This is a genomic window from Winogradskyella litorisediminis (assembly GCF_042675765.1).
GTDB classification, from domain to species: domain Bacteria; phylum Bacteroidota; class Bacteroidia; order Flavobacteriales; family Flavobacteriaceae; genus Winogradskyella; species Winogradskyella litorisediminis.
This window is the reverse complement of the sequence record NZ_JBHTJL010000009.1, coordinates 349,180-372,204: the sequence shown is the minus strand read 5'-3', so window position 1 is coordinate 372,204 and position 23,025 is coordinate 349,180. Positions and strand designations below refer to the sequence as shown.

At 33.5% G+C, this 23,025-nt stretch carries 18 protein-coding genes; 12 read left to right on the top strand and 6 right to left on the bottom strand.

The features are described from left to right. Nucleotides 1–2: 2 nt before the first annotated feature. From ACFQ1Q_RS03945 to ACFQ1Q_RS03925, 5 genes are all read right to left on the bottom strand, one after another. Nucleotides 3–1,466, bottom strand: coding sequence for a PAS domain-containing sensor histidine kinase (locus tag ACFQ1Q_RS03945; protein WP_386128201.1), 1,464 nt, complete (start codon nt 1,464–1,466; stop codon nt 3–5). Between the two features lie 177 nt (nt 1,467–1,643). Next, entirely contained in the window at nt 1,644–2,207 is a 564-nt protein-coding gene (locus tag ACFQ1Q_RS03940; RefSeq protein ID WP_386128199.1) for a 5-formyltetrahydrofolate cyclo-ligase, read from the bottom strand. Further along, entirely contained in the window at nt 2,204–3,175 is a 972-nt protein-coding gene (locus tag ACFQ1Q_RS03935; protein ID WP_386128197.1) for a succinylglutamate desuccinylase/aspartoacylase family protein, read from the bottom strand. Before ACFQ1Q_RS03935 ends, ACFQ1Q_RS03940 begins: the two co-directional genes overlap by 4 nt. A 39-nt stretch (nt 3,176–3,214) precedes the next feature. Next, nucleotides 3,215–4,090: a 30S ribosomal protein S6--L-glutamate ligase gene (rimK, locus tag ACFQ1Q_RS03930; protein ID WP_386128195.1), complete on the bottom strand. Its 876-nt coding sequence runs from the start codon at nt 4,088–4,090 to the stop codon at nt 3,215–3,217. Next, entirely contained in the window at nt 4,087–4,512 is a 426-nt protein-coding gene (locus tag ACFQ1Q_RS03925; protein ID WP_386128193.1) for an ATP-dependent zinc protease family protein, read from the bottom strand. Before ACFQ1Q_RS03925 ends, rimK begins: the two co-directional genes overlap by 4 nt. An 88-nt stretch (nt 4,513–4,600) precedes the next feature. On the opposite strand from ACFQ1Q_RS03925, the gene uvrC reads away from it, so the two are divergent. From uvrC to ACFQ1Q_RS03865, 12 genes are all read left to right on the top strand, one after another. After that, on the top strand, nt 4,601–6,394 hold the full coding sequence (uvrC, locus tag ACFQ1Q_RS03920; protein WP_386128191.1) for an excinuclease ABC subunit UvrC: 1,794 nt from the start codon (nt 4,601–4,603) through the stop codon (nt 6,392–6,394). Nucleotides 6,395–6,428: 34 nt separating this feature from the next. After that, the gene (locus ACFQ1Q_RS03915) at nt 6,429–8,639 is read left to right on the top strand and encodes a patatin-like phospholipase family protein (RefSeq protein ID WP_386128189.1); all 2,211 of its coding nucleotides are present in this window, start codon (nt 6,429–6,431) and stop codon (nt 8,637–8,639) included. A 344-nt stretch (nt 8,640–8,983) separates the two neighbouring features. Further along, complete coding sequence (locus tag ACFQ1Q_RS03910) at nt 8,984–10,147, top strand: homogentisate 1,2-dioxygenase (RefSeq protein WP_386128187.1); 1,164 nt, start codon at nt 8,984–8,986, stop codon at nt 10,145–10,147. Between the two features lie 117 nt (nt 10,148–10,264). Next, on the top strand, nt 10,265–10,762 hold the full coding sequence (locus tag ACFQ1Q_RS03905) for a CCC motif membrane protein (RefSeq protein ID WP_386128185.1): 498 nt from the start codon (nt 10,265–10,267) through the stop codon (nt 10,760–10,762). Between the two features lie 3 nt (nt 10,763–10,765). Then, nucleotides 10,766–11,926 carry a 4-hydroxyphenylpyruvate dioxygenase gene (gene hppD, locus ACFQ1Q_RS03900; RefSeq protein WP_386128183.1) on the top strand — a complete coding sequence of 387 codons (1,161 nt, stop codon included), beginning with the start codon at nt 10,766–10,768 and terminating at the stop codon, nt 11,924–11,926. 74 nt (nt 11,927–12,000) lie between these two features. Next, nucleotides 12,001–12,999 carry a T9SS type A sorting domain-containing protein gene (locus tag ACFQ1Q_RS03895; RefSeq protein WP_386128181.1) on the top strand — a complete coding sequence of 333 codons (999 nt, stop codon included), beginning with the start codon at nt 12,001–12,003 and terminating at the stop codon, nt 12,997–12,999. A 199-nt stretch (nt 13,000–13,198) separates the two neighbouring features. Beyond that, the gene (locus ACFQ1Q_RS03890) at nt 13,199–13,993 is read left to right on the top strand and encodes a DUF3108 domain-containing protein (protein ID WP_386128179.1); all 795 of its coding nucleotides are present in this window, start codon (nt 13,199–13,201) and stop codon (nt 13,991–13,993) included. A 6-nt stretch (nt 13,994–13,999) separates the two neighbouring features. Continuing rightward, nucleotides 14,000–14,932, top strand: coding sequence for a tryptophan 2,3-dioxygenase family protein (locus ACFQ1Q_RS03885; RefSeq protein ID WP_386128177.1), 933 nt, complete (start codon nt 14,000–14,002; stop codon nt 14,930–14,932). Nucleotides 14,933–14,947: 15 nt separating this feature from the next. Further along, nucleotides 14,948–16,240, top strand: a complete 1,293-nt coding sequence (locus ACFQ1Q_RS03880) for a peptidoglycan DD-metalloendopeptidase family protein (protein WP_386128175.1) — start codon at nt 14,948–14,950, stop codon at nt 16,238–16,240. Nucleotides 16,241–16,329: 89 nt separating this feature from the next. Further along, entirely contained in the window at nt 16,330–17,970 is a 1,641-nt protein-coding gene (pgi, locus tag ACFQ1Q_RS03875; RefSeq protein WP_386128173.1) for a glucose-6-phosphate isomerase, read from the top strand. Between the two features lie 156 nt (nt 17,971–18,126). Next, on the top strand, nt 18,127–20,673 hold the full coding sequence (locus tag ACFQ1Q_RS03870) for a TonB-dependent receptor (RefSeq protein ID WP_386128171.1): 2,547 nt from the start codon (nt 18,127–18,129) through the stop codon (nt 20,671–20,673). A 12-nt stretch (nt 20,674–20,685) separates the two neighbouring features. Beyond that, a complete protein-coding gene (locus tag ACFQ1Q_RS03865; protein WP_386128169.1) occupies nt 20,686–22,335 on the top strand; it encodes a choice-of-anchor J domain-containing protein in 1,650 nt (549 codons plus the stop codon). 100 nt (nt 22,336–22,435) lie between these two features. Here ACFQ1Q_RS03865 and gldD read toward each other — a convergent pair whose 3' ends face one another. Then, nucleotides 22,436–23,011 carry a gliding motility lipoprotein GldD gene (gene gldD / locus ACFQ1Q_RS03860; protein WP_386128167.1) on the bottom strand — a complete coding sequence of 192 codons (576 nt, stop codon included), beginning with the start codon at nt 23,009–23,011 and terminating at the stop codon, nt 22,436–22,438. Nucleotides 23,012–23,025 lie beyond the last annotated feature (14 nt).

The window sequence follows — 23,025 nt, the reverse complement described above, 5'->3', positions numbered from 1 at the left end:
AACTAAAATGTGATTAAAAAAGTGGTCCCTTCGTTTACTTTACTTTCAACTTCAATAGTACCATTTAGAGATTCTATCTGATTTTTGGTTATAAATAATCCTATACCCGTAGCGTCTTTGTTGTAATGAAACGTTTTGTACATCCCAAAAATCTTGTCGCCAAATTTGTCTAAATCAATGCCTTTACCGTTATCTTTAATTTTTAAGCATATCCTAGATTCATCATCAGGAGAATAATAGGTTTTGATTTCTATTTTAGGGATGCGTATTTCATCTCTATATTTTATGGCATTAGAAAGGAGATTAAGAAAAATACTATCCATATAAGCTGGTATGTATTTTACGGATTCTACAGCACTAAAATCTGTTATTATAGACGCTTTATTAGAAGCAATCATTTGACTTATAGAAACACAAGCTCTGTTGAGCGTCTCGTCAAATCTGACTATTTCTCTAGGTTCCTTAACTGATGAATGTACAGTTACGACTTCATTTAAATGATTAATCGTAGAGTTAAGACTATCACTGACCTCCGTTAAGTTATCTAAAAGTTCTAATTTTTCGTTGATATCGTTTACTTCATTTATCATTTGAAGTATTAAGGAAAGATTACTGGTATGCGAGCGCAAATTATGTGATACTATGTGGGCAAAATTAAATAATCTTGAGTTTTGAGATTTTACAACTCTTGCTGCGCGTTCAATTTTTATTTCATTTTGTTTACGATCATCTATATCTTGAAATACACCTCGCAAGCCTATGATGTTTTTCCCTTTATCAAACACGGGTTTTCCCTTGGCTCTTGCCCAAATTTTTCGATTTTTAGCAGTATTAACTAAAATTTCGATATCAAAGGGTTTACCAAATTTACTACACTCATAAAATGTTTGTAAAACCAAACTTTTATGTTTTAAATTGATAACCTTATCAATTTTTTTTACTGAGGGAATAAAATCATCAGGATATTCCAAAATGCGTCTTGTTATATTATCCCAATAGCTTTTTTTGTTTTCAAAATCTACATACCAGCTACCTGTAGAAGTCATATCGGCAGTTTCTAAATAATAAAAATTACTACCTCTAACTTTTTCATGAGTGTTTATTTTAGATTTAAAAAAGTAGATGTTATTAGAGTTTTCTTTTCCATAAATTAAATCTAAAGCATCATCAGTGGTACAGACGTAATCTAATTGCTCTTTGTTTTTATTAATTAATAAGATGTTTTGTTTAAATGCAATGTTATATCTTACTAAATTGTAAAAATTATCTCTAAAGGTCTGTTTAAAATCTGGATGAATGATGTTATCAAGAAAAAAATCTAATCCTATTGAAAGTTCATCTACACAGTATCCAAGATTTGTAATAAAGGCACTTGACCAGTAACTTTTGTTTTGAGTCAATTCCCAATAACAAAGTTTGTTATTAGTAATAACCTGTTTGTTTAAGGCATTTATTTTTAATTGCATTTTAGGCAGTTTGGAGGAATGCTAAAGTATTAAAAATTCTATCAAACGCAAAAAAATACGATTAAACGTAAAATATCAACTCTAATCTTTTGATAAACAATATAAAAAGACAGCAGTAGAACTATTAAAGCTTGAATAAAAAAACAAAAAAATTAAATTATTTAAGAAATAAAAGCGCTAAAACTGATAAATTTTAGACGGTGTGATGCAGAAATCTAATTTAATATCATTTTCAGTAGAAGTAAATTTTTCTGGTTCAGCTTCAAAAAAAGATAAGCCAATTTTTAGAGTTTCGGGTTTACATTTAGACAAAAATCTATCATAAAATCCTTTACCGTATCCGATTCTATTACCAGTTATATCAAATCCCAAAAGTGGAATAAATACGACATCCAACTGTTCAGGACTTATGGGAATACCATCAATCGGTTCTGGGATATTGTAGGCGTTGATTTTTAATTTGGTGTTGTCTGTAAGCAGAAAATGAGACATAGAGTAATCGCTGAAATTACTTTTTGAAATTACGATGTGCTTGTCTTTTCCTGAAAGAATGTTTAATATATAATCTGTATTGACTTCTTTTTGAGTTTCAATAGAAAGAAATACATGATAAAAGGAATATTGCCAAATATTGAGTTTTAAAAGCTTGTTTGCAATGGCCAAACTCTTTTCTTCAATATCTTCTAAAGTTAACTTTTGCCTAAGTTTCTTATACTTATTTCGCAATTCAGATTTTGTCATTCGCCTTCAAGCTTTGTTGAAATATGAAAAATAGCATCACCTTGATAGACCAAAGGCGATTCGTTAATGTTAAAAACATAACCTGCATTTGGCGCCTTTACAAAATGATTAAAACTACCGTAAGGATCAGTTATATTTCCTATAACAGCTCCTTTTTCGACATATGTATTTATATTGATTACACTTTTAAACATACCCGAATAGCTTGCGCGCAACCATTTACTTTCTAAAATTTTTACAGCTTCTTTTTTAGGACTACTTACTTTAAATGGCGAACGCAACATTTTAAGATGATGCAAAACGCGTTTGGCACCATTAACTCCAGTATTTGTAATGGCGTTATGCATATTGAAGGATTTTCCGCCTTCGAACAAAAGCATTGGTATACCTAATTTATAAACTGAACTTCTAAATGAACTTTTTATATTTTTAGAATAATAAATAAATGGTGCACCAAAAACTTCTGCAAGTTCGTCTAACACGACTTCATTTTTTACAATTCTCACTTGCGCGGCATTAAAACGGTCTGCGCCACCAGTATGAAAATCTAAAATTAAATCGGCATGTGGTACGACTTTAGTCATAAGTTCGTGGGCAACTCTACTAGCCAGCGAGCCGTTTTTGCTTCCAGGAAATACACGATTTAGGTCACGACCATCAGGAAACAAACGGTCCATGTGTATAAAGCCAAATACATTAATTACGGGCACACAAATAATAGTGCCACGTTTGGGTTTATTAATGCCTTTTGCAATGATTTGGCGTACGATTTCTACACCATTAATTTCATCGCCATGAATACCTGCCGTAATTAATACAGTTGGTCCTGGTTTTTTTGAGCGTTCTATTATTACAGGAACATCAATAGTGTTCTGTGTATGCAGTTTAGCCACATTAAAACTTACTTTGGCGCTTTGTCCCAAGCCAACACGTTCTCCTAATATTTCTAAAACATTTGTTTCGCTCATATCAATTTCCCACGAAAGTGGTACTATTTTTAGTAAATTTTACTTTCTATTTTTTTCAATAAATGTAATAATTGCTCTAGCTATATTTTTTCCGGTGGCACCTTCAATTCCTTCGAGGCCAGGTGTAGAATTAACTTCTAAAAGTAAAGGACCTCGGCCAGACTGTAACATGTCTACACCACAAACAGGGAGTTTTAAAACTTTTGCTGCATTCATGGCTAGCTTTAACTCATCCGTGTTTAATTTAATAATTTCTGCAGAACCGCCACGATGTAAATTAGATCGGAATTCACCTTCTTTTCCTTGACGTTTCATAGCGCCAACAACTTGGCCGTCTACAACGAGCGCTCTAATATCTGCGCCTTTAGCTTCTTTTATAAATTCTTGAACAATTACTCGCGCTTGTAAACCATTAAAAGCTTCTAAAACAGATTCGGCCGCATTTTTTGATTCAGCTAAAACAACACCTAAGCCTTGAGTGCCTTCTAAAAGTTTAATAATACAAGGTGTACCACCAACGTACTTTATAACTTCTTCAACATCTCTTGAGTAGTTGGTAAAAACGGTTTTTGGCATGCCAATTCCCGCTTTACTTAAACGCTGCAAACTCTTTAATTTATCTCTAGAATGTAATATAGAATCTGACTTGGCGATGGTAAAAACGCCCATTTCTTCAAACTGTCTTACAACAGCACAACCATAAAATGTAATTGAAGCACCAACTCTAGGAATTACAGCATCAACATAATCTAAGTAACGGTTTTTATAAAAAATAGTTGGTTTTTCTTTTTCAATGATGATGTCGCATTTTAGCGGGTCAATAATTTCGACTAGATGACCTCTAGCTTCAGCCTCTTCAATCAGTCTTCGTGTGGAATATAACTGCGCGTTGCGCGATAGTATTACTATGTTCATTTTGTTTTTAAATTATAAGATTGATCAATGAGGTCTACATCAACAATAAATTTTTGTTTTAAAAATTGTCGTCCTATTAGTACAGGAAACTTCATATCTGCTCTAGTGCTTAAAGTTAAATTAATCCTATAGGTTTTTCCAAAGAATATAACTTTTGTTTTTATTTTGTATCTGTTTTCCTTAAAGCCATTACTGCTTTTTACATCTGTATACGAGTACTCTGTAAACACAATATTTGCACTATTAAAATTTAAATGCCCAATACTTTCAAATGTGCAAACGAGTGTGCCATCTTTTTCTATAATTTTAGAACAATGTATGGCAGATGTGTATGCACCAGTGTCCATTTTTACATCTACGTCAAAGAGATTTAGCTCAGGAAAATCAACTTTATCGGTACGACCGAGTATTTTTTTTGTCATTTTTTTCTTAAAAATAGCGAGCGTCGAAATTAAGAATAAAACCTATTGCGACCATAACAAACAAATAGGAATTATTACCTTTGATTATATGGCTAACAACGCACTCGATATTCAGCTTAAAACCTTACCACATCAGCCTGGTGTCTACCAGTATTTTGATGCAGATGATAAACTTATTTATGTTGGTAAAGCTAAAGATATTAAAAAACGTGTAAGTTCTTACTTTACAAAACATCATGAAAGCGGCAAAACGCGTGTGTTAGTGCGTAAAATTGCTAGTGTAAAACATATCGTGGTTGAGACAGAAAGTGATGCGCTTTTGCTTGAAAATAACCTAATAAAAAAATATAAACCCAAGTACAATGTTTTATTAAAAGACGATAAATCTTACCCTTGGATTTGTGTAAAGAATGAACGCTTTCCAAGAATATTTCCAACACGTCGAGTTATTAAAGATGGATCAGAATATTTTGGACCATACACAAGTATGAAAACCGTAAAAACGCTTTTAGGTTTAATTAAAGGGTTGTACCAATTACGTACTTGCAACTATCATCTAAGCGAAGAAAAAATTGAAGTGGGCAAATTTAAAGTCTGTTTAGAATATCACTTGGGTAACTGTAAAGGTGCTTGTGAAGGTTTAGAAACCGAAGAAGAATATCATAGTAATATCGCCGCTATTCGCGAAATTTTAAAAGGAAATTTTAAGGACTCGCTTCAGCAATTTAGAAAGCAAATGAAAACTTTTGCAGAAAATATGCAGTTTGAAGATGCTCAAAAAGTAAAAGAAAAACTTGATATTTTAGAAAACTACCAATCAAAATCCACGGTTGTAAATCCAAAAATTAGCAATGTAGACGTATTTTCAATAGTAAGTGATGAAGGTTATGCTTACATCAATTTTTTACAATTGTCATATGGTTCAATTATACGTTCGCACACTCTAGAAATTAAGAAAAAACTTGAAGAAACTGATAAAGAATTGTTAGAGCTAGCCATCACTGAAATAAGACAACGTTTTAACTCAAACAGTAAAGAAATTTATGTGCCTTTTAAAGTAGATTTAGGAGACAATGTTAAAGTAACTGTGCCAAAATTGGGTGATAAAAAAAGTATCTTGGATTTATCTCTAAGAAATGCGAAGTATTTTAGAATGGATAAAATGAAGCAAATTAAAATTGTAGATCCAGATAGACATACCAATCGTATCATGGCACAAATGAAAGCCGATTTACGTTTGTCCGAAGAGCCAAGGCATATCGAGTGTTTTGATAATTCTAATATCCAAGGAACAAATCCTGTTGCGGCGTGTGTTGTTTTTAAAGACGGAAAACCAAGTAAAAAGGATTACAGACATTTTAATATAAAAACTGTTGAAGGTCCAGATGATTTTGCTTCAATGGAAGAAGTTGTTTTTAGACGCTACAAACGCTTACTTGAAGAAGACCAACCGCTTCCACAACTTATTATCATAGATGGAGGAAAAGGCCAATTATCTTCAGCATTAAAAAGTTTAGATGTTTTAGGGCTTCGAGGAAAAATTGCGATTATCGGTATTGCAAAACGTTTGGAAGAATTATTTTATCCAGATGACCCAATTCCTTTATATTTAGATAAAAAAAGCGAAACATTAAAAATCATACAACAATTACGAAATGAAGCACACCGTTTTGGGATTGAGCATCACAGAAATCGAAGAAGTAAAGGAGCTTTAAAAACAGAGCTCGAAAATATTCCTGGAGTAGGAGAGCAAACAATTATTGATTTAATGAAACGTTTTAAATCTGTAAAACGAATTGCAAATGCTAAACTAGACGAGTTAGAAGATGTTGTAGGTGTTTCTAGAGCCAATAAAGTATATAATCATTATCATAAAGAATAGGTTGAAGATTTTAAAAACACATATCAGAGTAATTTTGCTAACCTTTTGTTGTGTTTGCTCGTTATCGTTTTACGCACAAGACGAGCCACGCAAAAAAGTAGGGCTAGTGCTAAGTGGTGGTGGCGCAAAAGGTTTTGCGCATATAGGCACGCTCAAAGTTATTGATAGTTTAGGAATAAAAATCGACCATATTGCAGGTACAAGTATGGGTGCAATTATTGGTTCGCTATATGCTTCTGGTTATTCTGGCAAACAATTAGATTCTTTATTTAGAACAATAGATTTTGATGTGTTGATAAATGATAAATTTCCAAGAAATTCAAAATCACTTATAGAACGAAACAATTCAGAACGTTATGCAATTAGCTTACCTTTTGATGGATTTAAAATAAAATTACCATCTGGTATTTCTCGTGGTCAAAACGTTTACGGCTTACTTTATAAATTATTATTAGCCTCAAAAGATGTTAAGGATTTTAATAAATTACCTATTCCATTTTTTTGTGTCGCTACAAATATTGAAACAGGTGCACCTGTTTATTTTGAGCAAGGAAATTTAGCCGAATCTGTTACAGCAAGCGGTGCTTTTCCATCACTCTTTCAGCCTGTAGAAATTGATGGTAATATATATATCGACGGTGGAGTTACAAACAATTATCCTATTGAAGAACTTAAAGAGCGAGGTATAGATATAGTCATTGGTGTCGATGTACAAGATGGCTTGAAGGACAGAGAGCAACTTACTTCGGCTCCAGAAATTTTACTTCAAATTAATAATTATCGGACGATAAATGATATGCGTCGCAAAAAAAAGCTAACCGATATTTACATAAAACCAGATATTACTAATTTTTCAGTGATTTCTTTTGACGAAGCGAGAGATATCGTTAAAGTTGGTGTGCAAGCAGCCAATAAACAACTAGATGCATTAGTGGCGCTTAGGGCAACACAAAGCACTTCTTCCAATCCAATTAGTTTAAAAATCCCAGATAGTATTAAAGTTGGTTATGTTTCGGTTAGCGGAAACGATAGATATACAAGATCATACGTTTTAGGAAAATTAAAAATTAGAGGTAGCGAAAAAGTGAGCTATGACAAATTAGATAAAGGAATTAAAAGTCTAGTAGCTACAAATAATTTTGATGCAATTAGGTATGATTTCATTTCAAAAGAAAACGACTCTGTCGATATAAAAATAAGGGTAAAAGAAGCGCAGACTAGTACGTTTTTAAAATTAGGTTTGCATTACGATGAGTTGTACCGTACAGCAGTTTTAGCCAATCTTACCAAAAAAAGACTTTTTTTTAAAAATGATTTTGCGTCTTTAGATATCATACTTGGTGACAATATTCGCTATAACTTTGATTACTTTATTGACAAGGGATTTTATCTTAGTGTAGGTTTAAAGTCTCGATTTAACCAATTTGATAGGTCTGTAAATGCCAACCTCTTATTTGCGCCAGACAATCCAATATTAGCTAATATTAATAAAGTAGAAGTTGAGCAACAAGACCAAACCAATCAAATTTATTTGCAAACACTTTTAGCCAAAGAATACGAAATTAAAGCAGGTATTGAGCACAAAAATTTAAAAATAACCACCGAAAATTTAAGTAATGGACTCAACCAAGAAGAGGCATTTACTTTCGACGATTCTAATTACTTCAGCCTTTTTGGAAATTTAAAAATTGACACGTATGACAATAAACACTTTCCAAATAATGGATTTGTGTTTAATGGTGATGCCCATTGGTATATTGGAGCAAACGGGTTAAATTCTGACTTTGATGGCTTTTCTATTTTAAAAGCAGATATGGGTTATGCGTTTAGCTTATCAGATAAATTATCTTTTAAAATTGAAGCTTCTGGTGGTTTTCAGCTAGGTGACCGTTCTACTAATTTCTTAGATTTTGCTTTCGGAGGTTATGGAGAAAATTTTATTAATAACATCAATTCCTTTTACGGATATGATTATTTAAGTATTGTAGGCAACAGTTTTGTAAAAGGAGACTTTACAATAGATTATGAGATTTTCGAAAAAAACCATATTCTTTTAGCAGGAAACTACGCCAATATCGGCAACAACATTTTTGATGATACTACATGGATATCAACCCCAGACTATACAGGTTATGCACTTGGCTATTCGCTCGAAACTTTTTTAGGACCAATAGAGGCAAAATATACTTTTTCGCCAGAAACCAAAGAGAGTCATTGGTTTTTTAATGTTGGGTTTTGGTTTTGAAAATTCATTTTTTTAATGACTTGTAATGCTAGACTTTTTTTAGTATCACATAAATTTTATGTTCTATTTAAATTGTTTTAGAAATTTTAGAGTCTCAAAAGTTTTTCGATATTTGTAACAATATGAAAGCATTCTTCGCAGATTTGAAACTTCACCTTCATTTCCTTATTAAAAGGAATCCAGAATGACAATCTAGATTGTCATGCTAAACCTGTACACTGAGCGTAGTCAAAGTGTTAATTCAGCATCTAAGTGACTAGCATCTATTTTTAAATTTACTTTTTCGTAATTTTAAGCATAATTGTTTTAAGCTTATTCAGCTTAAAAATTAAACACCAAAAAAAATGCCTTTTTATCATAAACTCGGAAAAATTCCTCCAAAGCGTCATACGCAATTCAAAAAACCAGACGGTTCGTTTTACTACGAGCAATTGTTTGGAACTATTGGTTTCGACGGTATGTCTACCAACAGCTACCACGAGCAACGACCAACACAAGTAAAATCTATAGGTGAGCCTTACAGTGTGGCACCAAAAATTGCAAAGGCGAATAACATACAATCTTACCGTTTGCATGGTTTTAAAGTAAAACCAGAAAACGACTATTTACAAAGCCGAAAGATTGTGCTTTCAAATTCTGACTGCAACATCATTTTAGCAGCGCCAAAGCATTCAACCAAAAACTATTTCTATAAAAACACCGATGCGGATGAATTGATTTTCGTACACAAAGGCAAAGGAAAATTAAGAACACATTTGGGTAATCTCGATTTTAAATACGGCGATTATTTACTTGTGCCTAGAGGTATTATTTACAAACTAGATTTCGATACTGAAGATAACAGATTATTTATCGTAGAATCCTATCGCCCAATTTACACGCCAAAACGTTACCGCAATTGGTTTGGGCAATTGCTAGAACATTCGCCATTTTGCGAGCGTGATATTCGTAGACCTTACGAGTTAGAAACCAATAACGAGTCTGGCGAGTTTACTATAAAAATTAAAAAACAAGACGAAATATTCGATATGGTTTACGCTTCGCATCCTTTTGATGTTGTGGGTTACGACGGTTATAATTATCCGTATGCGTTTTCTATTCATGATTTTGAGCCAATAACAGGTCGTGTACACCAGCCGCCACCAGTACATCAGACTTTTGAGACTGATGCTTTTGTGGTTTGTAGTTTTGTACCACGTTTGTACGACTATCATCCGCTCGCCGTACCAGCACCTTACAATCATAGCAATATAGATAGTGATGAGGTGTTGTATTATGTAGATGGCGATTTTATGAGCCGAAACGATATAGATGCTGGGCATATTTCGTTACATCCTGCTGGTATTCCTCACGGTCCGCATCCAGGTGCAATGGAGCGAAGTATTGGTAAAGTAAAGACAGATGAATTAGCTGTGATGGTTGATACATTTAAACCATTAAAGGTCACGGAAGAAGCGCTTAAAATTGCTGATGACGATTATTATAAATCTTGGTTAAGCCCATCTTAATCTTCCCAAAGGGAAAAAACTGAAGCGATGAATGTATTATATTTAGCAGCTTAAAATAATATTAACAAAACTCATTATAGCCAACCGTTAGAGTTCTTCCCCAATTGGGGAAGTTAGATGGGGCTTTTTAAAATGTATAAAAGTAAATTACCAGCAGAACCAACTGCATTAGTTTTAGGAATTATAGGTTTAGTCATCGGAATTGCGAGCTGTTGTTGTTACGGTATAACGGCTATAGTTCCTTTAGGATTAAGTATCGCCGGTTTAGTTATGGCGAATAAAAGTTTAAATGCTTACAAAGAAAATCCTGAAGCATACGAACGCGCAAGTTACACTAATGTGAGTACAGCAAAAGTGATTAATTTAATTGCTGTAATTATCAATTCGCTTATATTTTTATTCGCAATTCTAATACTAATTTTATACGGTTCGTTATTTTCAACAGCGATGTTAGAAAGTATGCGAAATGGCGAATTTAATAGCAACGATGATTACAACTACGAAGAGTACGATGATTACGAATGGGAAAACGATTCCACCAAAATAGAAGTTGAAGAATATAGTATTGAAAAAGAAATTGATTCTATTAATATAGATTCGATTATAAACGAATAAATTATGGCAAAAGAAATAAAATCGGTCAATTACGGATTAGAGAAAATTTTTGAAGGCGCACAAGATTTTTTACCGCTTTTAGGAACAGATTACGTAGAGTTTTATGTCGGTAATGCAAAGCAAGCAGCACACTTTTATAAAACAGCTTTTGGGTTTCAATCATATGCCTATCGTGGACTTGAAACTGGAGCAAAAGACTCAGTGAGTTATGTTTTGACTCAAGATAAAATTAAGCTCATGTTAACGACGCCGCTAAATAGTAAGTCAAAAATTAACGACCATATCGTTAAGCATGGCGATGGCGTAAAAATTGTGGCGCTTTGGGTAGAAGATGCCAGAAGCGCTTATGAAGAAACCACTTCAAGAGGTGCAAAATCTTATATGGAGCCAACAGTTGAAAAAGACGAACATGGTGAGGTTGTTCGTTCAGGAATATACACTTACGGCGAAACGGTACATATGTTTGTAGAACGAAAAAACTATAATGGTGCATTTTTACCAGGTTTTATAAAATGGGGATCCGATTACAATCCACCATCAGCAGGTTTAAAATACATTGACCATATGGTTGGAAATGTAGGTTGGAACCAGATGGATGTTTGGGTAAAATGGTACGAGGATGTTATGGGCTTTGAGAACTTCCTATCGTTCGATGATAAACAAATCCATACGGAATATTCAGCATTAATGAGTAAGGTTATGTCTAATGGCAATGGACGAATTAAATTCCCAATTAACGAACCAGCCAAAGGAAAAAAACGCTCTCAGATTGAAGAGTATTTAGATTTTTATGAAGGTGCAGGCGTTCAGCATATTGCTGTAGCTACAGATGACATTATTAAAACCGTTTCACAATTACGGAAAAACGGCGTCGAATTTTTATCAACGCCACCAGAAGAATATTACAGAGCTGTTCCTGGCAGATTAGAAGAATTTAGCCACGAACTGAGAGAAGATATCGAAAAATTAAAATCATTAGGTATAATGATTGATGCCGATGAAGAAGGTTACTTGCTTCAGATTTTTACAAAACCAGTAGAAGATAGGCCTACTTTATTTTTCGAAATCATTCAACGTATGGGTGCAAAAGGTTTTGGAGCCGGAAATTTTAAGGCCTTGTTTGAGTCTATTGAAAGAGAACAGGCAAAGCGAGGTACTCTATAATAAAGTCGAAATTTATCATACAATATAAGTTAATTGACTATTTTTGGTTTGAATTAATTAAAAATCAAAAAGTTATGATAAAAAAATTACTTTTCTTAAACCTATGCTTGGCATTCTTCTTTTTAAATTCAACTAAAATTTTTTCACAAACAACCCTTAACCAAGGCGAAGTAATGATAATTGGATATTATGGAGACGGTGCAACAGGAGGAACAAACTGTAATGAAGCTTTTGCATTTGTTAGCTATGTAGATTTACTACCCGGAACAGAAATAAGATTTAGTGAAGAGGATTTTGACCAATGGCAAACACCCACAGAAGGAGATTTAATTTGGACTAACGATACGGGAAGTACAATTTCTTCCTTAACAGGAATTAATGTTATTACACATGCTGAAACTGCTACGACTTGTGGTAGTGCTAGTGCCAGTATGGGAAGCATTTCATTTAATGGGCCAGGTAGTTGGGCATTGGGGACGAGTAACGAAGAAATTTTTATCTATCAAAGCTCAAATTCTTTAACATTGGGCACTATGATTTCGGCATTTTTTACAGATGACAGTACATTACCAGGTCGTATTCCTCCAGCTCCATTTTCACCTTCAAATATAATTGATTTAGAATCATTAGATGAGGATGCAGATGTAGCTGTTTATTCAGGGCCAACCACTTTTAGCTCGCTTAGTGATTTTGTTGCTCAACTAACAAACGTAACTAATAATTGGATGACCGAAGATGGCTCAGGAGATAATGGAATGAATGGCACTGGTGTAGAATATCCAGGAAGTCTACCAAGTGGATTTCCATTGAGCGTTAATGATTTTGAATTGGTTGAAGCTTTAAAAATTTATCCTAATCCATCTAATTCTGGGAGTTTTACAATATCAAACTCAAGATTTAACATTTTAGATATTAAAGTTTTTGATATTAATGGTCGCATACTACAAAATCTAAGTTATGATAGTTCAAATCAAAATATAACATTAGATTTAAGTTTACCATCGGGTATTTACATGGTACAAATCAGTTCTACTAACAACAAAACAATAACTAAAAAAGTAATTATAAAATAAACATTTGCGATTTTTTTTTAAAGCCAAAATAAACTAGTATTATCTAGATTATTTTGGCTTTATTTTTTTAACGAGAACTTAATACTATAAAAATAAGATGCTTTTTGATTTTTAATATTTTTGGAATAGTAATTGTAAATGTTCAAATATTACTAATTAAGTGTAGATATAAATTTTACATTTGCATTACAAATAGATTATGAAAAACGTCTTACTTCTTATACTAACTATAGCTACACTACAAGTCGCTAAGGCACAGAAACAATCGGCATTCCAAGATGGTGAGTGGTTCAAGTTTCGTATGAGTTATTCTGGTTGGTTTAAAGCTGGTGAAGCCACATTAAATATCAAACAAAAATCACTAGACGGCAAACAAGTTTATCATGTTGTCGGAAAAGGAAAAACAACAGGACTTATTAATGCATTTTTTAAAGTCCGCGACCGTTATGAAACTTATTTTGATACTCAAACAGGTTTACCATATAAATTTATCAGAAAAATTGACGAAGGCGGCCATACCAAAGACATAGAAATTGATTTTGACCATATTAAAAACAAAGCACTAGTCAATAACAAGAAGTACAAAAGTAAAGAAACATTTGATATTCACGAGAATGTACAAGACATGGTTTCGGCCTTTTATTACCTTCGTAATAATTACGATACAGATAAAATTAAAGAAGGAGATGTGGTAAAGTTGAGTATGTTTTTTGATAAAGAAAACTACCCATTTCGCCTAAAATATTTAGGTCGTGAAACCATAAAAGTAACAGTTAACGGAAGCCGAATTAAAGTAAAAACACTAAAGTTTAGACCTTACGTAATGGCAGGTCGTGTGTTTAAAGAAGAAGAAAGTTTAACTCTTTGGGTAAGTGCAGACGACAACAAAATTCCACTAAAGATAAAAGCAGATTTAGCTGTTGGTTCGCTTCGTGCAGATTTATATCAATATAAAGGATTGAAGCATCAATTTGAAGTGGAATTTGATAATTAAAAAACTATGGCCGACCAACCAGACTATTCACATATCATAAAAGCGCTTCAACAGAAGTACGACTCTATTGGTCAAGATACAGATGACCACTTAATGGGTTTGCTTTATAGTAAGCCCATTACCTATTGGGATTATATCCAAACCGATGCTTTACTAAATTTACAAATACAACGCACAACTTTGCCAGATGAAATGGTGTTTATTGCCTACCATCAAATCAACGAACTCATTTTTAAAATGATTCTTTGGGAAATTTCTCAAGTCGCGGAAAAAGAAAGTTTAGATGTTACTTTTTTCGAGAATAAAATTATGCGTATTTCAAGATATTTCGATATGCTCACAACCTCTTTCAATATTATGCGAGAAGGTATGGAAGTGGAGCAATATATGAAATTTAGATACACTTTGACGCCAGCAAGTGGTTTTCAAAGCGCACAGTACAGGTTAATAGAATTTGCTTCAACAGAACTCATCAATCTTATAGATTACAGATTCCGAAAAAAAATAGATCGCAAAACACCGTTTACACACGCTTTTGAACATTTGTATTGGCAAGCAGCTGGGAAAGACCATAGTACAGGTGAAAAATCTACACTATTAATAAATTTTGAAAAGCGTTACAAAGATGAGTTTTTAAGATTTATGGAAACTTATAACACCAAAAATTTATGGTCGCGCTTTAAAGAATTACCTAAAAAAGACCAGCAAGATGAAGACTTAGTCAAAGCCATGCGTCATTACGATTATACGGTAAACGTTACTTGGGTTATGGCACATTATAATGCCGCAAAGCATTATATAGATAGTGGTATCGGAGATGGAGAAGCTACTGGCGGAAGCGACTGGAAAAAATACATGCATCCAAAATATCAGAAACGCATATTCTTTCCTGAATTATGGAGCGAAGAAGAAATTAAAAATTGGGGAACTAATATTTAAACTGAAACACGATTAATGAACTTGAAAAAATTAGTTTGGTTTGTAGCAATTGCAACCACATTTTTAAATTGTAAAACTGAAGAGCCTAAAGATTTACCGGAAGAATTAGTATTGGTTGAAGAAATTGAACCAACCTACGAGTTTGGGTTTAATCTCGATAATTTCATTGTAAAACGAGATACTATAAAACGTGGAGATAGCTTTGGTGAAATTTTAGAACGCAATAACATTGGCTATCCAAAGATTTTTCAAATTGCCGAAAAGGCTAAAGATACTTTTGATATTCGTAAGCTTCAAGTGGGTAAGCCTTACACGTTACTCTGTGCTAAAGACAGCTTAGAAACACCTAAAAGTTTTATATATCAGCCAAATAAGGAAGAATACGTTGTTATAGATTTTCAGGATTCTATACAAACGTATATGGGAAGAAAGCCTATAAAATATGTCGAAAGAGAAGCATCTGGTGTTATAACGCCAGGCACAGGAATTTCTGTAGTGCTCGATAAAAAAGGATTAAGTCAGCGTTTGGCGAGTAAAATGGCAAATCAAATTTATGCTTGGACTATCGATTTTAATCGTTTACAACCAGGCGACAGATTTAAAGTTATCTATACAGACAAATATATAGATGATAGTATTTATGCTGGAGTAGACCGTGTAAAAGCAGCCTATTTTCAGCATAACAAAGAAGACTTTTACGCCTTTGAGTTTGAGTCAGATTCCGTAAGAGGTATTGTAGATTATTTTAATGAGGATGCTAAAAACTTAAGACGTGCTTTTTTAAAATCGCCCTTAAAGTTTGGACGAATTTCTTCAAAATACAATCTTAAAAGACGTATTGCCCATTACGGTTACCGAGTAAAAGCGCATAAAGGAACTGATTTTGCAGCCCAAAATGGCACACCAATTTTAGCAACTGCTAGTGGTACCGTAACTAAATCGTCTTATACGAGAGGAAATGGTAAATATGTAAAATTAAGACACAATTCTACTTACGAAACTCAATATTTACACATGTCTCGTCGTAAAGTAAAAGTTGGCGAATATGTAAAACAAGGTGAAGTGATAGGCTACGTTGGTAATACAGGTAGTTCTGCAGGTAACCATGTATGTTACCGCTTTTGGAAAAATGGAAAGCAAGTAGATCCTTTTAAAGAAAAATTGCCTGAAGCAAAGCCTATTTCAGATAGTTTAAAAGCAAAGTTTTTAAATCACATTGCGCCGATAAAACAGCAATTAGATAATATCATTTTAATAGAAGATTCTCTAAAACCTGAAACTGAAGAGACTATTTCAGAGATTCAGTAGGCTAATTTTTTCATTCAAAATTAATAGGAACGCTGCTTCTATATAGAGAGCAGTATAAATGCATATTTAGGCAGATTAAAAATAAAATTATGGCATTACAATCAACCAATCCAACAACCACAAAAGCCTGGTCTAATATACAAGCACATTTTTCAGAAATTAAAGATGTTCATTTAAAAGAATTATTCAAAACCAACCCAAAACGTGCCGAAGAACTGACCGTGATTTGGGATGATTTTTACGTCGATTTTTCAAAAAATAGAATTACTGATAAAACACTAGAATTGCTTTTTGAATTGGCTAACGAGCTGAATCTCAAAGATGCTATTTCAAAATATTTTGAAGGGGATATTATCAACAAATCAGAAGGCAGAGCAGTGCTCCATACGGCGTTAAGAGAAACCAAAGATGCTCAGGTTTTTGTAAATGGCGAAAATGTTATTCCGGGGGTTTTTCAAGTGAAAGAAAAAATTAAAAACTTCACGGATGCGGTTGTTAGTGGTAGTCACAAGGGTTTTTCAGGACATCAAATTACAGATATTGTAAATATTGGTATTGGCGGTTCGGATTTAGGACCAGCCATGGTCGTTGATTCGCTACAGTTTTATAAAAATCATCTTAATACGCATTTTGTAAGTAATGTAGATGGTGACCACTACCAAGAAATAGTTAAAAACTTAAATCCAGAAACAACGCTGTTCGTTATTGTTTCAAAAACATTTACAACGCAAGAAACACTTTCTAATGCCAAATCGATAAGAGAATGGTTTTTACAATCGCAGCCAAAAGAAGCGGTAGCTAATCATTTTGTAGCAGTTTCAACGAATGTGGAGAGCGTTAAAAATTTTGGTATAGCTGAATCTAATATTTTTCCGATGAAGGATTGGGTTGGCGGTCGTTTTTCGCTATGGAGTGCAGTTGGTTTATCTATAAGCTTGGCTATAGGTTATGATAATTTTGAAAGTCTATTAACAGGTGCGCATAAAATGGATGTCCATTTTAAAACTTCTGATTTTGAGAAGAATATTCCGGTAATTTCAGCCTTGTTGACGATATGGTATAATAACTTTTTTGAAGCTGAAAGCGAAGCAGTAATTCCTTACACGCAATACCTTAATCAATTTGCAACCTATTTGCAACAAGGTATTATGGAGAGTAATGGAAAAAGTGTTGATAGAAACGGTAATGAAGTGAACTATCAAACAGGAACATTAATTTGGGGTGAACCGGGAACAAATTCACAACATGCCTTTTTTCAATTAATTCATCAGGGTACAAAATTAATTCCGACAGATTTTATAGGTTTTGTAAAATCACTTCATGGCAATAAAGACCATCATGACAAGTTAATGTCTAATTATTTTGCACAGACAGAAGCATTAATGAATGGTAAAACCGAAGCTGAGGTTTTAGAAGAATTAGCAGATGCTACTAATGACCAAAAACAAATGCTTTTACCTTTTAAAAAGTTTGAAGGAAATAAGCCAACAACATCTATTTTAATTCAGCAATTAACACCGGAAAGTTTAGGTAAATTAATTGCTATGTATGAGCACAAAATCTTTGTTCAAGGTATTATCTGGAATATTTTTAGCTACGACCAATTTGGAGTTGAGCTAGGTAAAAAACTAGCAAAAAATATTTTGGAGGATTTACATTCTACCGAAATAAAAAACCAGCACGATTCCTCTACACAAAATTTAATAAATTTTTATAAAAACCATAATTAAGGTTAATTCTCACCTAGAATAATTTATTTTTTTGGCATTTTTTTCATTGAATTCATAGATTTTATAACTGTTAAATTTCTTAACATTTAGGTAATATTGACTATAGGGTTTAATCGTACTTTCGCGGCGTAAAAACAATTTCAATTTTAAACTCAAATGAAAAAAATTTCACAATTTGTATTAGCTTTTGCTGTGATGTTAGTTACTTCGGTAGCTTTTTCGCAAAGCACAATTACGGGTAAAGTTTTAGGTTCAGACTTTAATGGACCTTTACCTGGAGTTAACATCCTTGAAAAGGGTACAACAAATGGTACTTCGACAGATTTTGACGGTAATTTTTCAATTACTACAAAAAAAGCTTCAGGAGAATTAGTAATTTCTTACGTAGGTTATGTATCTCAAACAATCGCGTTTGACGGGAGTAAAGACTTAGGCACTATTGCACTTACAGTAAGTGACGTTGGACTTGATGAGGTAATGATTATTGCTTCTGTAGCTGTTGATAGAAAAACGCCAGTAGCGGTGTCAACTGTAAAAGCAGACCAGATTGAATTAAAGTTAGGAACTCAAGAATTTCCTGAAATTTTAAAGTCTACACCAGGTGTTTACGCTACAAAACAAGGTGGTGGATACGGTGACGGACGTATAAACTTACGTGGTTTTAACTCTGAAAACGTTGCGGTAATGATAAACGGTGTTCCTGTAAACGATATGGAAAATGGTCGTGTATTTTGGAGTAACTGGGCAGGTTTAGGTGATGTAACTAGTTCTATGCAAGTACAAAGAGGTTTAGGAGCAGCTAAAGTTGCAGTACCTTCTGTTGGTGGAACAATAAATATTATTTCTAAAACAACTGACGTTGAAGCTGGTGGTAACTTTTATACTACCTTAGGTAACGATGGTTACAAAAAGTTTGGTGTAACGTATTCTACAGGTTTAATGGATAATGGGTATGCAGCAACAATTTCCGCTGCTAAGACCGAAGGTGATGGTTACGTAGATGGTACTCAATTTGATGCAGTTTCATATTTTATAAATATTTCTAAGCAAATTAACGATAATCATAAATTAGCTTTAACAGCTTTTGGCGCTAAGCAACAACATGGTCAAAGACAAAACAGACATTCTATTGAGACTTTTAGAAATGCACCAAGCGGAATTAGATTTAACTCTGATTGGGGTTACAGAAATGGTCAAGTAACGTTTCAAGAAGACAATTTTTACCACAAGCCTCAAATTTCTTTAAATCACTATTGGACAATTAATGACAAATCTAAATTATCTACAGCAGCTTATGTATCGTTTGGTTCTGGTGGTGGCGGTGGATTCCGTGGAGTTAACAAATTCGGTTTTGATTCATCGACAGGTATTGGAGAATACAGAGATGGTTTATACGGACCAATTGACTTTGATAGAATTGCTCAAGAAAACGAAGACTTAGGAGTAAACGGTTCTGAAACAATTTTAAGAGCATCTCGAAATGACCATAAGTGGTACGGAGTTTTATCGACTTACCAAACAGATTTAACAGACGAGATTGTGCTTTTAGGTGGTTTAGATTTTAGATACTATAGAGGTATCCACTTCCAAGAAGTTACAGATTTATTAGGAGGACGTTATTTCCTTGATGATACAGATGTAAATAACCCTAATAGACAGACGCAAGTTGGTGATAAAGTTAATTACAATAATGACGGTATTGTTAATTGGTTAGGTGGATTTGCTCAAGCAGAATATTCCAAAGACAAATTAGCAGCGTTCGTTTCTTTAGCAGCGTCTAATACTGGTTATAAACGTGTAGATTACTTTAATTATTTAGATTCTGACCCATTACAAACAACTGGCACATCAAACTTTTTCGCTTACGGTGCAAAAGGTGGTGCTAACTATAACTTAGACGAAAATCATAATGTGTTTGCTAACTTGGGTTATTTTGAAAAAGCGCCTTTCTTTAGAGCGGTTTACCCTGAGTTTGATAATGAAAATATTAATGATGATGCTGAAAACCAAAAAATCACAAGTTTTGAGTTAGGCTACGGCTACAGAAGTGAAAAAATAAGTGCTAACGTAAACGTGTATTACACAAAATGGGATGATAGAACTGAATTTGCATCTTTCCAAACTCAAAATAATGAATTAGCCTTCGTAAACATCTTAGGTGTAAACGCTATCCACCAAGGTATTGAGATTGATTTTGTTTACAGACCTTGGGATAATTTAAAATTAACAGGTATGGCCTCTATCGGAGATTGGAGATGGGCAAACAATGTTGAAGATGTAGAGATTAGAGACGAAGATCAAAACCTTATTGATACTGTAGATATTATTATCGAAGACCTTAAAGTTGGTGATGCTGCTCAAACTACATTTGCATTAGGCGCAAATTATGATGTAGGTCCTAAAACTACGCTTACTGTAGATTATAATTACTTTGCAGATTTATATGCAGATTTTGACCCTAGTGATAGAGGTTCTGCAGGTCCTCAAGCATGGGAAGTTCCTGCTTATGGTATTTTTGATACCGCTGTAAGACACGGTTTTAAATTTGGTAACTTTGATGCAACTTTAACAGCTAGAATGAACAATATATTTAATACTGAATATATCGCAGATGCTCAAGATGGTGATGGTACAGCACAAGGCGCAAGAGTTTACTACGGTTTCGGACGTACATTTAGTGTAGGTGCTAAAATTAACTTCTAAAAAAAATTGAAAATGAAAAAAATAGTTTATTTATTCGCTTTAGTGGCTATAGCTTTAACAAGCTGTAATCCATTGGAAGACATCAACGCAGAAGTTGATGCATTGCCAGACGCTCCAAATGTTGGTGTATTTGAGTATACATTAACAACAGAAGATTATGAAACTTTAGAAGTAGATGGGGCTTTTGCATCTGTAGATGAAGCAAAATTATTAGTACCTAGTTTATTGGATGATTTGTATCCACTATATGGTCAGGGCTCTTCGGTATTGGTTAATTTTAACCTGTTTTTTAGTGGTATTGAAGGTGTTTCTGATTATACAGATGCTAATACTTATCAACTTTCAAATTCAGATTATAATGTAACACCAAATCAAGGATTTGGTTTTTATCCAAATGAAACTCCAGAGGACTTTATTCCTACTATTTTAGATAATCAAATAGCTAGCCCTGAATCAGGTGATATTGTTTTAGCTACTTTTGTACAATACACAGAAGAGCCAGTTGTTGGTTTAGCAGACGTTGTTTCATTTGACTTTACAACTACTTTTGATGGTTGGACTGTTAGCGATATTTCCGGAGCTCAAGATGCTTGGACAGAAAGAACAGGTTATGTACAAGCTAGTGGTTTCGTTGGTGGTGGTGTTGGTGCTCAACCAAACGTAGAGTGGTTAATTTCTCCAGAAATTGATTTAACTTCTGAAACTGATTTATCTATTGAAATATTACAAGAAATCGACTTTATAAATGCAGGTTCTCAAGACTTAATTGATGTTTTAGTATCTACTGACTATACATCTGGTAATGCACCTTCAACTGCAACATGGACAGCTATTTCTTTTGATAAGTTAGCTTTTGGAAGTCAAACTTCAACTGGAGATTTAGATTTTTCAGCTTACGATGGAGAAGAAATTCATATCGCATTTAAGTATGAATCTACTTTATCTGAATCTTCAAGATGGAGAGTTGCAAGTTTATCTATAAAGACTCTAGGAGTAACTGGAGATTCTGAAAATTTAGGTGAGTATTATACTTATGATGGTTCTGAATGGGAACTCAACGAGGATGTTTACTATTTAAGTTCTGCGGATTATGACTCAATGGGTGAAGAATCTGGACAACCAGGTCGTTTCGATAATTTTAGTGATAACGTATTACCAGAAAATTACGTACCACAATTTTTAGAAATCACTTATCCATTTGCTCAAGAAGGCGATGAATTATTTGTAATCTACAAATATTTCTCTGGTGGAGTTTCTTTACGAGGAGATTTCTATACGTTTACAAATGGAGAATGGTTACCATTTCAGGCATCATTACAGTTTGGTTTTGATGAAGGTATGTGGGTTCCAGATAATACAATAAGATACGAGCTTGTCACAGCAGATTACGAATTAGTTGTTACTGAATTAACAGGTGTTGCTGGTTTTGAAGCTGCTGTTTCTAACCTTGATAGCTTTGGGAATTTTAGTAGAAGTGGAGGATCATCTAACTGGTCTGACGAAATGATGCTAAGAGCTATGAATATTATTTTAGACGCTCGTGACCCTAATGCAGAAGAAGGTCAAAAATACGTTATGTTAGCTCAAACTTGGCAACCAGGTAATGAAATTGAAGAGTTTGCAGTAATTAAAACTGATGGTGTTTGGGTTTACCAAGATTAACTAATCATTAGTATTTATAAAATGAAAAAGCCCATCAGTTCTGATGGGCTTTTTTTATTTAGTTTTCTGTCTTCAATCTTTCAACCTCTAACTTAAAGCTTCACTCTTTCCACTCTAAAGTTTCCATAATGCGTTTTATATCATTACTTAAATAAATAGCTGCTGGGTAAATAGAATCGTAATTTGGTTTTGCGTAGAAGTATAGAGAACCATTTAAAAAATGATTAGTACTATCTGTTGCATAAAATTGAGATTGTGATGCTGCATTACCACCAACTTCGTAATAAGTGCCGTAAACGCTTTTTTCTGCGTTTTCAAATAAGTTAGTTTCTATTTCGTCTGCTTTCTGAGTATGCTTTTGAGTTAAATTTTGGGCATCTCTTAAAAGTTCCTTTAAATTGTCTGAGGTAACTTTATTATAAGTTAGATATATTGTTCCTTTTAATTTAGGATACTCAATATCTACACTATAAGAATTTCCGTTCTCGGTATTTTTTATTTTTGTAATTGGGTTTGCTAATTCGTTTTTTTCAAATGAAAATGGCACAGGCGGATTTACGCGTTTGTAAGTAGCTGTTGGGTACTTTAATCTTAGATATGCTTTTGGCTTTGGTAATGTGTCATTGTCACAACCCAATAAAAATAAAGCGCATAAAGGAATAAGAAGTTTTCTCATTTATAATTTTGCTA